Raw genomic sequence first — 13,384 nt, 5'->3', positions numbered from 1 at the left:
GATCTGATTGCGTGAGGAACGATCCGGGCTACGCATCCATAGCCCGCAAGATGAAGAAAGGGCTGTGGCCCCGATGCATGGGGCGATCAGGCGACCATCGGTTCCAGCCCCGCCAGCCGCAATTTTGGCGCTGGCGATGGCGGGATGCGCGGCTTTTGATCGGCGATGGCCCTGGCGATGGCCCGGATATGATCCGGCGTGGTGCCGCAGCAGCCGCCCACGATATTCACCAGGCCATCGCGGGCAAAGCTTTCGAGCGACCCGGCGGTATGGGCCGGGCTTTCATCATAATCGCCCATATCATTGGGCAGTCCGGCATTGGGATAAACGCAGATCAGCGTTTCCACGATTTTGGATAAAGCCAGCACATGGGGGCGCAATTGATCGGCCCCGAAAGAACAGTTCATGCCTGCCGCCAAAGGCCGGGCATGGCGCACCGAATACCAGAAGGCTTCAACGGTTTGCCCCGATAGATTGCGCCCTGATAGATCGGTGATGGTGACCGCCAGAATGATCGGGATGTGCACATCATGGCTTTGGGACAATTCATCCACGGCCACAAGGGCGGCCTTGGCATTCAGGGTATCGAATATGGTTTCGATCAGCAAAAGATCGACCCCGCCTTCCAGAAGAGCGGCCGCCTGCTGTTTATACACATCTTTCATCTGATCGAAGGTGACATCGCGATAGCCCGGCTCATTGACCCGGGGCGATACCGAAAGGGTTTTATTGGTGGGGCCGATGGAACCGGCTACAAAGCGCGGCTTATCCGGTGTTTTCGCAGTCCATTCATCGGCGGCTTTGCGGGCGATGCGGGCGGCGGCCAGATTGATCGCCTCCACCTGTGCTTCCATGCCATAATCGGATTGGCTGATGCTGGTGCCATTGAAGCTGTTGGTGGTGATGATATCCGATCCGGCGGCCAGAAAATCCTCATGGATGGCTTGCATCAGGGCGGGCCGGGTCAGGCATAAAAGATCGTTGTCGCCCTTCAGATCCCGCGTCCAATCGGCAAATTGGCTGCCGCGATAATCGGCTTCCTTGAGCTTGTGGGATTGGATCATCGTGCCGGTGGCCCCATCGAGCAGCAAAATGCGCTCTTTTGCCAAGGCACGGATCTTTTGGGCGCTGTTGTTCAGGCGATTTTGGATCGACGGGTTCATCCGGTTTTATCCTTTGGAAGATCGGCAGTCCGCGCGGGCCTGATGCCCAGCATATGGCAGGTGGCATAGGTCAGTTCATCGCGGTTGAGGGTATAGAAATGAAAGCTGTTCACCCCGCCCGCCTGCAAGCGGCGGCACAATTCGCTGGCGACGGTCGCGGCCACTAAGCTGCGGGTTTGCGGGTGATCATCCAGCCCTTCAAACAGATCGGCCATCCAGCGCGGAACCGAGGCCCCACAGCTGGCGGCAAAGCGTTTGAGCTGTTCGAAATTGGTCACCGGCAGGATGCCAGGGGTGATTTCCACATCGATGCCATAAGATCGGACATGATCGAGATAGCGGAAATACTGATCCGGTTCAAAAAAGAACTGGGTGATGGCGCGGGTGGCCCCGGCCTCCACCTTGCGCTTCAGATTATCAAGATCGGCTGCCAGATTGGGGCTATCGGGATGACATTCGGGATAGGCGGCCACCGAAATCTCGAAATCGCCGATCTTTCTGATCCCGGCCACCAGATCGGCGGCATTTTCATAGCCCCCCGGCGTTGCCCGATAGCCGGTGGATGGATCAGGGGCATCGCCGCGCAGGGCTACGATATGCTTCACCCCGGCCTCTTTATAATCGTGAATGATGGCATCGATCTCGTCGCGGGTGGCCCCCACACAGGTGAGATGCGCCGCTGGCTTCAGGGTGGTTTCCGTAAGCAGGCGGCGCACGGTTTTATGGGTGCGTTCCCGGGTTGAGCCGCCCGCCCCATAGGTCACCGAAACGAAACGCGGCGCCAAAGGCTCCAGCATTTTCACCGCCGTCCACAGGCGTTCTTCCATCTTTTCGGTTTTGGGCGGAAAAAATTCAAAAGACACATCCACCGCTGACAGATCCCCGGTAAACAGGGGCTGCCCCAAAGGCTTTATCCAGGGCTGATGATGGGTCATAAGGCCGGCTCCAATCTTTTTGCGGCAGGCTGGGTTTGGGGTTTTTCCAATGTCCATAAGGTGACGGTGAGGGTGCCGCCATCCAGATGCTCGATATCAAAGGCCCGAAGCCCGGCGGATTGGGCCCAGCCCACCACCTCATCATCGGCGAACCCTAAGCGGCGATGCTGATGATCATCGCGCAGGTCTTCATGCTCATGGGGGGCGAAATCAACGATCAGCGCCATGCCGCCGGGGCGCAAAACCCGCGCCGCTTCCTTCAGCGCCGTGCCCGCATCTTCGGCGAAATGCAAAACCTGATGCAGGATGATCAGGTCCATGCTGTCATTGGCAAGGGGGATATCGTACATATCGCCCAAGCGCACCTGACAATGGCCGATATCCTTGGCGGCAAGGCTTGCCCGCGCCACGGTCAGCATTTCCGGCGAAAGATCGATCCCCAAACCCCGGCTGATATGGGGGGCGAATACCTCCAAAATCCGTCCGGTTCCCGTGCCGATATCCAGCAGGTCCTTCACCTCGATCTGATCAAGGATGGCCAGCAGCCGACTTTCCACCTGATCTTCAGGCACATAAAGCGAGCGGATTTTATCCCAATGGGGGGCATTGGCCCGGAAATAAGCGGCTGCCGCCTCGGCCCGGGCCTTGCGCACATCATCCAGCCTTTCCAGATCGCGCTGATGCTCCTGATCCTCATCGGGCAAAAGATCGACGATGGTGCGCGCCAGATGGCCCTGGGTGCCCCCCTCCACGATCCGGTAAAACACCCAGGCTCCTTCACGAAAACGATCCAGAAGCCCGGCTTCGGATAACAGGCGCAAATGGCGCGAAACCCGGGGCTGGCTTTGCCGCAGGATCTGGGTCAGTTCCGTTACCGTCAATTCACCATGGCCCAAAAGGCCCAAAATCCGGAGCCTTGTGGGTTCTCCGGCGGCACGCAGGGCTGAAAGGATCGCATCCATGTCGTTTACAGGCCTTAAACTGATATAATATGTCCATAGTATATAAACATATCTTTATGTCTGGTAAAGGGTTTTGTGTTTTTGACTCTCAAAAAGCAGCGCTCGTTTAAAGGTTGGATTGGGGCGGGATCCCTCAAAATCGGCCATAATCCAGAGGGAGGCCGATCCATTCCGTTCACATGATCGTAGCCGCGCAGCGAAAGAGTTGAGGCCCGCATCAACTCTCTGCTAGAGAAGACAATAGCCAAGGGCCGCACTGCCTGATCTGGCAAGAGCCTTCACATCCTCATTTCAGGAGCGTCCGCGCTTATGATTTTGCCTCAAAATTTTTTCATGCGCGGCCTTGCGGCTGCTCTGCTCATTTTAGCCATCGCAGGCTGTGCCACCCGGCCCCCGGCCAATGATCTGGATGCTGTAGCCGCTTATGAAGAGGCCAATGATCCGCTGGAGCCATTCAATCGGGCGATGTGGAAAGTGAATAATGGGCTGGGTACGGTGATCCTGCAGCCGGTCACATGGGTTTATCGCACCATCATTCCGAAAATTTTTCGTGAAGCCATTTCCAATATCTATGCCAATGCCAGAATGCCTTTGGTGATCGTCAATTCCCTTTTGCAGGGCGAAGGCACCCGCGCTGGCATCGCCACCAAACGCTTTTTGGCGAATACCGTTCTGGGCATTGGGGGCATTGCCGATCCCGCCACGGCCTATGGGATTCGCCGTGTGGATGAAGATTTTGGGCAAACGCTGGCGGTGTGGGGCATTGGCGGCGGTCCTTATCTGGTTTTACCGATCATCGGCCCCACCAATCCTCGCGATACCATTGGCTTTGTGGGGGATTCCCTGTCTGATCCGGTCAGCCTTGGACTTGATATCGCCGATGAACGCTGGGCCCGGCGGGGCTGGGCCGCGGGTGGCGTGATGGAATCACGGGATCGCAATTGGAATATAATCAAGGAAGTGATGAAGGCAGATGATCCCTATGCCTTTGCCCGTTCGGCTTTTCGCCAGCGCCGCTTATTTGAAATCAGCAATGGCCAATCGGGCCAAACCGATGAAGAAGCGGATCTGTTTGATCAGGATTTCGAGGATTTCCCGGAATAGCCACAGACCCTGCTCAGGGTCCTTCCGGGGCGCCGGGCAGTTTGGGCGGTGGGTTTTCGCCTAATTGCTGCAAGATCACGGCGATGGCCTTGTCAAGCTGGGGGTCGCGGCCTTCGATCACCGCTTTCGGGGTCATGTCCACCGTGATATCGGGGCTCACCCCTTCATTTTCGATGGCCCAGCCCCCTTTGGGGTGGATGAAGCGGAAATAAGGTGTGGTAATCCTGCCCCCATCGATCAGATCAGGCGCCACCCCGATGCCGATCAGCCCGCCCCATGTGCGGGTGCCGATCAGGGTGCCGCCGGTTTGGTATTTAAAGGCAAATGGCAGAAAATCGCCGCCTGAACCCGCGAATTGATCGATCAGCATCACTTTCGGTCCGAAAATCGCCCCCACAGGCGTTGTAAAAAGCGCGCCATCGCGATCCTTCCATGAGGCCAGATGGGATCGGTTGAGCAGATCAACGATATAATTTGCCGCCTGCCCACCGGCATTACCGCGCTCATCGATGATCAAAGCCTGTTTATCAAGCTGGCTGAAAAAATAGCGATTGAAATAGCTGAAGCCATCGGCGGCGGTATTGGGCAGATACACATAGCCCACGCGATCATCGGTCAGGGCGGCCACATGGCGGCGATTATCTTCGATCCAGGCCCAGCGGCGCAGCCCCCGTTCATTGGGGATCGGCTGCACGATGATGGAATAAGCCCCCTTCATCTCGGGCTTGTCATTCAGATGCAACAGGGTTTGCCGCCCCACCGTGCCTTCCAAAAAACGATAGGGATTATCTGATGCGGTGATCGGCTGGCCATTGATCGCCAGCAGATAATGCCCGGCCTTCACCCCAAGCCCCGGCACTGCCAAAGGCGCCCCGAGAAAGGGATTGAAGCTTTCCCCATCATAAATCCGGCTGATCTGATAATAGCCATTGGCAACCCTGAAATCAGCCCCCAAAAGCCCCACTTTCTGGCCTTCCGCCTTCACGATATCGCCCCCCGAGGCGCGGGCATGGCCCACCCCCAGTTCGGAAATCATTTCGATCAGAATATGGGTGAGATCCTCGCGGCGGCCCAGATGATCGAGCATGGGCGCATATTTTTGCCGCACCGCCTCCCAATCAAGACCATGCATGGCAGGATCATAGAAATAATCACGCTCCAGCCGCCAGACCTCGTTAAAAATCTGCCGCCATTCCGCGCGGGGATCGATTTGAAGGCGAATTTTATCAAGCGCCAGATCCTTGATCCCCTGCATGGGGGCTGTTGGCGTGCCGGTTTCCACCACCGCCCATGATTTTTTGGGGCGCGAAACAAGCAGATGATCGCCATCGGCGCTGATCTCGGCCTCACCCACATCCGCCAGAAACAGGCTTTCCTTATGCGTTTTGAAATCAAAACGATAGAGGCTGTGAACGGCATCACTCTCGCGGCCCGGAGGGCTTTCTTCCGCCGCATCCGGGCGGAGAGCAAGAGCATAAAGGGCACCATCCTTGCCGATCATCAGCCGATTATAATCGCGCAAGACCATAGGCAGGGCGACAATGCGTTTTTCGAGCCCTTCGCGGTCGAGCCGGGTTTGCGGCGGGGCGGCAGGATCAGGGGCTGCGGCCTTGTTTCTGGTTTTTTTGCGCGAATCCCCCGGGGGATTTGGAGTCGCTGACGGTTGATCGATTTCAGGAAGGACCGGGGTGGGATCGCTGGCCGAAAGCACAGCCGCATAAACCCCCCGGCGCACCACCCGATCCTGATTGCTCATATCAAGCCAGGCACCGGCCGGGCCGCTATTGGTGCTGGCGGTGAAAAACAGATATTTCCCATCCCGGCTGAAAACAGGGGCATCAAGGCTGCCGGGGCCGTTGGTCAGGGAAAAAGTTTCGCGGCTTTGGCGATCATGGATCATCAGGCTGTTCAAATAGGTTTCATTGGCCCGCCGGAAGACCACATAGCGGCTATCGGGCGAGACCGCGAGGGCAAAGCCATGGGGATACCAGCGCCGGGCATGGCCGCCAATGCGCACCGATGTGCCATCCTTGAGGCTGATTTCATAGAGATTGAGATGATTATCCTCATAAAGAATAGCCGATCCATCCGGCGTAAAGGCATGGAGCCGATAGGTGGCGGGGGCACCGGCCAGATCATAATAGGTCGTGGTGCCAAGGCCGCTGACAGCCCCCACATAAAGGGCATATTCCCCCGATTGATCGCTAAGATAAGCAAGCTTGCGGCCATCGGGCGACCACAGGGGCGCGCGATCATGGGCCCCCGATGATCGGGTGATCTGGATCATCTCATCATGATTGACCGAAAGGCTGATGATTTCGCCCCGCACACTGAGCAGAGTCGTTTGGCCATCGGGGGACAGGCGCGCTTCGGCGATATAATCTTTCCCTTCGATCCATTTTGGCCGGGCGGCGGGCAGATCAACCGTCAGGTCAATCGCAAGAGCTTTTGTGCTGTCTGTTTCCAGATCATAAAGATGCAGGCGACCACCCAATTCATAAACGATGCGCCGACCATAGCCGGCGGCAGATTTGATATCCCAATCCTTGTGATAGGTGTGTTGGCGCAAAGTTTGATCGGCCAGATCATATGACCATAAATTGGCCACGCCATCCCGGTCTGATACAAAGAAAATGCTGTTATCGAGCCAGATGGGGTGGGCATCATTCACGCCATCATTGGGGATCGCGCTGATCTCATGGCTTTTGGTATCGAAAATCCAGATCGGTGGGGTGGTCCCGCCGCGATAGCCTTTCCAGCCAGCCGATCCGCTATAGCCCGATGGAAAGGGCTGATAGGCGATCTGCCCGCCATCGGGGGCATAAGCGCCATCCCAGGCAATGGGCATGGGCAGGGCCCGGGGCAAGCCATGGGGCTCTATCCCATTTTTTAAAGCAATTTCAAAAAGCTGGCCGCCGCGCTGATAGCTTAAGCCCCGATCCGAACTGAACAGCACCGCCGATCCATCCGCCGACCAGCCGCGCACCCAATCATCACCGGGGTGATAGCTGAGCCTGACCGGCTGCCCGCCGGTGATCGGCATCACATAAACATCGGCATTGCCTTCATAATGGCCGGTGAAAGCCACCATGGTGCCATCCGGTGAGATATGGGGGTGGCTTTCTTCGGCAGCCCCCACGGTCAAGCGGCGGGGGTTCGCGCCCAGTGGATCGGAAACATAAAGATCACCGGCATAGGCAAAAACAAGATGCGTGGCCGATAGATCGGGTTGGCGCAACAACTGTGTCTGGCCGGCAACGGTTTGGGCGAAAAATATGAGGATGAGGGTGATGGTGCCTTTGCTGGCAAGATTTCCAAAACACATCATAACCCCCTTCATGAAAACAGGTTTCCAAGCCTGCCAAGATTGCGGCCAAAGGTCAATTCCCGGATCAGAGCCGTCTCTCCATTTAAAATAGATTATGACAAAATATTTCTCTCATCAGTTGATTTTAAATTGTTTAGGCTTGGCCTGCGGTCATCGGGATCGTTTCAAAAAAAATTGGGAGGTTATTATGAAAAATAAAATGCTTCGCACGCTTTTGATGGGGAGCAGCGGGGGCTTTGCCCTGCTGCTGACAATGCCTGCGCTTGCCCAGCCAGATCAATCACAAACGGATGAAAAGGCCACGACCATCGAGGAAGTGGTGGTGACCGGGTCGCGCATTCGGCGCAATCCCCTCAATTCGCCCTCCCCGATCGTCAATCTCAGTTCGGAAGATATTGATCGTAGCGGTTTGACCAATGTCGGCGATTTTCTGCAAAGATTGCCGCAATCCCAAGGCACCTTTAACAGCCGATTCAATAATTCAGGCAATTTTGGTTTTCCACCCGATGGCGGCGGCATTGGCGCGGGCTCGGTTCAGGCCGATCTGCGTGGATTGGGCCCCAAGCGGGTGCTGGTGCTGGTGGATGGTAAGCGCTGGGTGAATGAAACATCGGGGTCCGGCGTTTCATCGGCGGTGGATCTGGGCACCGTGCCCACCAATGCGATCGAACGGATCGAGGTTCTGCAAGATGGGGCTTCGGCAATTTATGGCTCGGATGCCATTGCCGGGGTGATCAACATCATCACCAAAAAAGATTTCGAAGGATTCAAGGCCTCGGCCTATGGCGGCATGTTTCTTAATGAAGGGGATGGCGAAACCCAGGAATATTCCCTGTCATTTGGTTCTCAGGGAGAGCGCACCCGGATTTTTGTGGATGTAACCTATAATGAAGCCAGCGCGATCAGGGCTTCTGATCGTAAAATCTCGGCCTTTCCAACCCCCGGTGTTGGGGCCTGCACGCCTTTTTGTTCTTCGGGCACGCCACAGGGTCGGTTCATTTTTGGCACCGGGGCTTTTGATGGCGATGGCAATCCCATAAACGCCGATATCACCCTTAATAATGGGGCCATCAATCAATTGGGCAATCTGGCAGCTTTTGATCCGGCCAATCCGGCATCGCTGGATTTCAATGCTTTCGATACCAGCGACCGTTTCAATTTCGCGCAATTCAATCTGGTATCCACGCCCAATAAACGGGTGAGTGTCTTTTCCAATATCGAACATGATCTGACCGATAATGTGGTTTTCGAAATGAAGGCTGTGTTCAACAATCGCGAATCCACCAATCAGGCGGCGCCAGAGCCTTTGTTCATCGGCCCCGATGCCGGCAATGGCAATCTGATGGATACGATTTCCGTGGATGCGACCAATCCCTTCAATCCCTTTGGCATCACCCTTAATGCGGATAACGGCTTTGTTTTCGCCGGACGCAGACCGCTGGAAGCCGGGCCACGCATTTTCGAACAGAATGTTGATACCTGGTATCTGAATGGGGGCTTGCGGGGTGATTTCACCTTTGAAGATCGCAGCTTCTTTTGGGATATAAATGCCACCTTTTCCGAAAGCCGGGGCAGCCAGCGTAAATTCGGGGCGTTCAATTCCGCCAAATTGAAACAGGCTCTGGGCCCGATCGATCAATGCCTTAATCCCGATGGCTCCAGCATCAATGGCTGCGTACCGTTCAATTTTTTTGGCGGCCAGGGCGCGGATGGAACCGGCTCCATCACGCCTGAAATGCTCGATTTCGTGACCTTTGTGCAAAAGGATGAAAGCGAATCGGAATTATTCGATGTCACCGCCAATATTTCCGGCGATCTGATCCGCTTACCTGCGGGCTGGATCGCTTTTGCCGGTGGTTATGAGCACAGAAAGCGCGAAGGATTTTTCCAGCCCGATGCCGTGGTGGTGGCCGGTGAAAGCGCCGGTGTGCCCTCAACCCCCACCCAGGGCAGCTTCAATGTCGATGAAGTTTATGGCGAAATCGTTTTGCCGCTTCTGGCCGGGGTGCCCTTTGCGGAATATCTCGAAGCTTCTTTTGCGGCCCGCTATTCCGATTTTTCCACCTTTGGCGGCAATACCACGATCAAAGCCGGGGTGAACTGGCGGATAACCGAGGATTTCCTCTTGCGCGGCAGCTATGCGGAAGGCTTGCGGGCCCCCGGCATTGGGGAGCTTTTCGGCTCTGAAGCCCGATTTGATGCCACTTTGCAAGATCCCTGCTCCAATTTCCTCGGTCTGGGGGGCGGCAATCCGGCATCGGCCCAAATTCAGGCAAATTGCGTCGCCCTTGGGGTGCCTGCCGATGGCAGCTTCACCCAGCTTAATTCCCAGATTTCCACCACCGTGGGGGGCAATCGGGAATTGCAGCCGGAAACATCTGATAGCTTCTCGATTTCTAGCGTTTACAGCCCCAAATGGGCGGCCGATATCAAAGGCGTGGAAAGCCTGACCTTTGAAGCCACCTATTGGAATATCGATCTGGAAAATGCCATTCAGGCCATTGATCAGGATGTTAAATTGCAAGGCTGCGTGCAAACCCTTGATCCGGTTTTGTGCAGCGGCATCAGCCGCACGCCGGGCGGGGCCATCAATGGGTTTAATATCCAGCTCCAGAATATCGGCGGCATTGAAACCGATGGGGTGGATTTTTCCATCGATTATCAATCGCCCATGACCGATTTTGGTCGATTCAGTGCCGGTGTCCTCACCACATGGGTGAACAGCTTTGAAGAAAGCTTCCCATCAGCCGATGGCTTTACAAGGGTCGAGCGGGTTGGCACCGAACAGGGCGATCCGGAAAAAGGCTGGCCGGAATTTCGGGTTCAGGCCAATCTCAATTGGGCCTATAAAACGGTTTCGGTCAATTTCATCGCCCGTTATATCGATGGCCTGACGGAAAGCTGCCCGGCCAATCTGTTCGGGGTTTCGGCAGGGGGGATCAATGATCTGAGCACCCTGTGTTCCGATCCCGCGGATGGCACCAACAAACTCAGCTCCAAGATCTATGGCGATCTTCAGGCCACATGGCAGCCCGCCATTTTTGAAGACCGCATCGCCTTCAGTGTGGGGATCAACAATATCCTGCAAACCGATCCGCCGGAATGTTTCTCCTGCGCGCTCAATGGCTTTGACGCCACCTTGTTCGATGTCCCGGGGCGCTTTGGCTATGCTCAGGTGAACGTCACCTTCTGATCCATAAAATGGGGGCCAGTGCTTCGTCGCGCTGGCTCTCTTTTTATGCTTCCGCTCCGCCCGGCGCGGCGGTTGATCGAACCGTTGGTGTTGGCGCCGGTGCCCGCATGAAGCGTGCTCAAGGCTGGGGCTGCCTGCGGCCGGTATGATTTGAGGTATGGGGTCCTCTGCACCCGCTCCGCCCGGCAGGGATTGGGCCTCAGCATAAAATCATATCATTTGTTATTGACGTTTACGTAAACGTTAATTATAGTGGGAGAAATTGAGGATAAACCCATGGCATCTGCAACCTATTCCATTGCCACCCTATCGCGTGAGTTTGACATCACGCCCCGGGCTTTGCGCTTTTATGAAGATCAGGGCCTGATCTCGCCCCGGCGCGAGGGGCAGACGCGGATTTATTCCAGCACGGATCGCGCCCGCATTGCCTGGATTTTGCGGGGCAAAAGGGTGGGCTTTTCCCTGGCTGAAATTGCCGAAATGCTCGATCTTTACAGCCTTGGCGATGATCGCAGCGCCCAACGCCGGGTGACACTGGATAAATGCCGGACAAGGCTTTCCGATTTGCGCGCCCAGCGGGCCGATATCGATCAGATGATCAATGAACTCACCGCTTTCACCGATCTGATCCGGGATCTGATCGATCATCCCGAGCGCGAAGATCAGGCGAAAACCAAATTTCATGCAGCCCTTGGCGGCCCCGAAGGCATCGGCCCCGCCAATATGGCTGTCGTTCAATCACCGTCTTCCTAAGCATCCTTATAACCGAACCAGAAAGGGTCCATTCATGCCCACATATCGCGCCCCCGTGAAGGATATGACCTTCATTTTGAACGAGCTTTTAAAGCTCGATTCGTTCAACGACCTGCCCGGCTTCGAGGAAGCCACCCCCGATCTGGTTGCCGCCGTGCTGGAGGAAGGGGCCAAATTCTGTGAAAATGAATTGCAGCCGATCAATGCATCGGGCGATCATGAGGGCTGCACCCGCCATGAGGATGGCTCGGTCAGCGCCCCCAAGGGATTCAAGGCCGCTTATGACAAATATGTCGAGGGCGGCTGGCAGGGGCTGACCCAATCCCCCGAATTTGGCGGTCAGGGGCTGCCCCATGTGGTGGGCTTTGCCTTTGAGGAAATGATGATCAGCTCGAACATGGCCTTTGCCATGTATCCGGGGCTGACCGCCGGGGCCATTGCCGCTTTGAGCGCTGTGGCGTCCGACGAGATCAAGCAAAAATATCTGCCCAGGATGATCGCGGGCGAATGGACCGGCACCATGAACCTCACCGAGCCCCATTGCGGCACCGATCTGGGGATGATCCGCACCAAAGCCGTGCCCCAGGATGATGGCAGCTACACGCTTTCGGGCACCAAGATCTTCATTTCCGCTGGCGAACATGATCTGTCGGAAAATATCATTCATCTGGTGCTGGCCAAAACCCCGGATGCCCCCGATACGGTGAAGGGTATTTCCCTGTTCGTGGTGCCGAAATTCATCGTCGGCGAGGATGGATCGGTCGGCGATCGCAATGGCGTTTCCTGTGGTTCCATTGAAGAAAAAATGGGGATTCACGGCAATTCCACCTGCGTTCTGAATTATGACGGGGCCACCGGCTGGCTGCTGGGTGAAAAGAACAAGGGCCTGGCTGCCATGTTCATCATGATGAATGCGGCGCGTTTGGGTGTGGGCCTGCAGGGCCTGGGTCTGTCGGAAGTGGCCTATCAGAATGCTGCCGATTATGCCCGGGATCGCATTCAGGGCCGGGCGCTGACCGGTGCCAAAAACCCCGATGACAAAGCCGATCCGATCATCGTGCACCCCGATGTGCGGCGGATGCTGATGGATGCCCGGGCCTTTAATGAAGGCGCGCGCGCCCTGGCTTTGTGGGGCGGCTTGCAGGTGGATCTGGCGCACAAGGCCAAAACCGAGGAAGAGCGGCAACTGGCCGATGATATCGTGTCTTTGCTCACCCCGGTGATCAAGGGTGTGTTCACCGATCAGGGCTATGCCAATGCCACCAATGCCCAGCAGGTTCTGGGCGGCCATGGCTATATCCGCGAATGGGGCATGGAGCAATTCGTGCGCGATGCCCGCATTGCGATGATTTATGAAGGCACCAATGGCATTCAGGCGCTCGATCTGGTGGGTCGCAAGCTGGGGCTGAATGGGGGCCGGGCCGTGCAAACCTATTTCAAGATCGTGGGCGGCTTTTTGAAGGATAATGGGGACGGCGACATGGCCGAATTCACCCAGCCTTTGTCCAAAGCCCTGAAGGATCTGCAATCGGCGACCATGTGGCTGATGCAGAATGGCATGAAAAACCCCGATCATGCGGGGGCTGCCGCCACTGCCTATATGCATCTGATGGGGCTGGTGGCGATGGGCTTCATGTGGGCGCAAATGGCGAAAATTTCGCTTGAAGCCCTTGATGCGGGAACCGGCGATGCTGAATTCTATCAAAACAAGCTGATCACCGGGCGGTATTTCATGGCCCGTATCCTGCCCGAAAGCGGCACGCATCTGGCCAAGATCGAAGCCGGGGCGGATGTGGTCATGGCGCTTGCGGCGGATGCTTTTTAAAAACGCGCGGCAATGCCGATTTAGCCAATTTCGGCGGGCAGGGGCGGTTTGGCCTTGTCCGCTGAAGGCAGGGCCCCAAACTCTGTAAAGTCAAAGCACGAAAAACAGACACACCTTCGGG

Annotated in this window: 8 protein-coding genes; 4 read left to right on the top strand and 4 right to left on the bottom strand. The window is 56.3% G+C overall.

Annotated elements, in window-relative coordinates; translation table 11 throughout:
- Positions 1–86: 86 nt before the first annotated feature.
- The 3 genes from QK300_RS04840 to QK300_RS04830 are packed head-to-tail and all read right to left on the bottom strand — an operon-like array spanning position 87 to position 3,060.
- The gene (locus tag QK300_RS04840) at positions 87–1,163 is read right to left on the bottom strand and encodes a homocysteine S-methyltransferase family protein (protein ID WP_281300523.1); all 1,077 of its coding nucleotides are present in this window, start codon (positions 1,161–1,163) and stop codon (positions 87–89) included.
- Positions 1,160–2,098: a methylenetetrahydrofolate reductase [NAD(P)H] gene (gene metF, locus QK300_RS04835; protein WP_281302269.1), complete on the bottom strand. Its 939-nt coding sequence runs from the start codon at positions 2,096–2,098 to the stop codon at positions 1,160–1,162. The genes QK300_RS04840 and metF overlap by 4 nt, the downstream gene beginning before the upstream one ends.
- Positions 2,095–3,060 carry a metalloregulator ArsR/SmtB family transcription factor gene (locus QK300_RS04830; protein WP_281300525.1) on the bottom strand — a complete coding sequence of 322 codons (966 nt, stop codon included), beginning with the start codon at positions 3,058–3,060 and terminating at the stop codon, positions 2,095–2,097. The genes metF and QK300_RS04830 overlap by 4 nt, the downstream gene beginning before the upstream one ends.
- Before the next feature lie 309 nt (positions 3,061–3,369).
- Here QK300_RS04830 and QK300_RS04825 point away from each other — a divergent pair, with 309 nt between their 5' ends.
- Positions 3,370–4,164 carry a VacJ family lipoprotein gene (locus tag QK300_RS04825; protein ID WP_281300526.1) on the top strand — a complete coding sequence of 265 codons (795 nt, stop codon included), beginning with the start codon at positions 3,370–3,372 and terminating at the stop codon, positions 4,162–4,164.
- Positions 4,165–4,177: 13 nt separating this feature from the next.
- On the opposite strand, the gene QK300_RS04820 is transcribed toward QK300_RS04825, so the two are convergent.
- On the bottom strand, positions 4,178–7,489 hold the full coding sequence (locus QK300_RS04820; RefSeq protein ID WP_281320820.1) for a S41 family peptidase: 3,312 nt from the start codon (positions 7,487–7,489) through the stop codon (positions 4,178–4,180).
- Between the two features lie 190 nt (positions 7,490–7,679).
- On the opposite strand from QK300_RS04820, the gene QK300_RS04815 reads away from it, so the two are divergent.
- The 3 genes from QK300_RS04815 to QK300_RS04805 all read left to right on the top strand — a co-directional run bounded on the left by QK300_RS04815 (position 7,680) and on the right by QK300_RS04805 (position 13,263).
- Positions 7,680–10,685 (top strand): TonB-dependent receptor, encoded by a 3,006-nt coding sequence (locus tag QK300_RS04815; RefSeq protein WP_281302270.1) that lies wholly within the window; start codon positions 7,680–7,682, stop codon positions 10,683–10,685.
- Positions 10,686–10,961: 276 nt separating this feature from the next.
- Positions 10,962–11,438, top strand: a complete 477-nt coding sequence (locus tag QK300_RS04810) for a MerR family DNA-binding transcriptional regulator (protein ID WP_081836942.1) — start codon at positions 10,962–10,964, stop codon at positions 11,436–11,438.
- Between the two features lie 34 nt (positions 11,439–11,472).
- Complete coding sequence (locus QK300_RS04805; RefSeq protein WP_281300530.1) at positions 11,473–13,263, top strand: acyl-CoA dehydrogenase C-terminal domain-containing protein; 1,791 nt, start codon at positions 11,473–11,475, stop codon at positions 13,261–13,263.
- Positions 13,264–13,384 lie beyond the last annotated feature (121 nt).

This window comes from Iodidimonas sp. MBR-22 (assembly GCF_029946565.1).
Taxonomy (GTDB): domain Bacteria; phylum Pseudomonadota; class Alphaproteobacteria; order Sphingomonadales; family Rhodothalassiaceae; genus Iodidimonas; species Iodidimonas nitroreducens.
The sequence above is the reverse complement of the archived record's forward strand: the minus strand, read 5'-3'. Positions and strand labels throughout refer to the sequence as shown.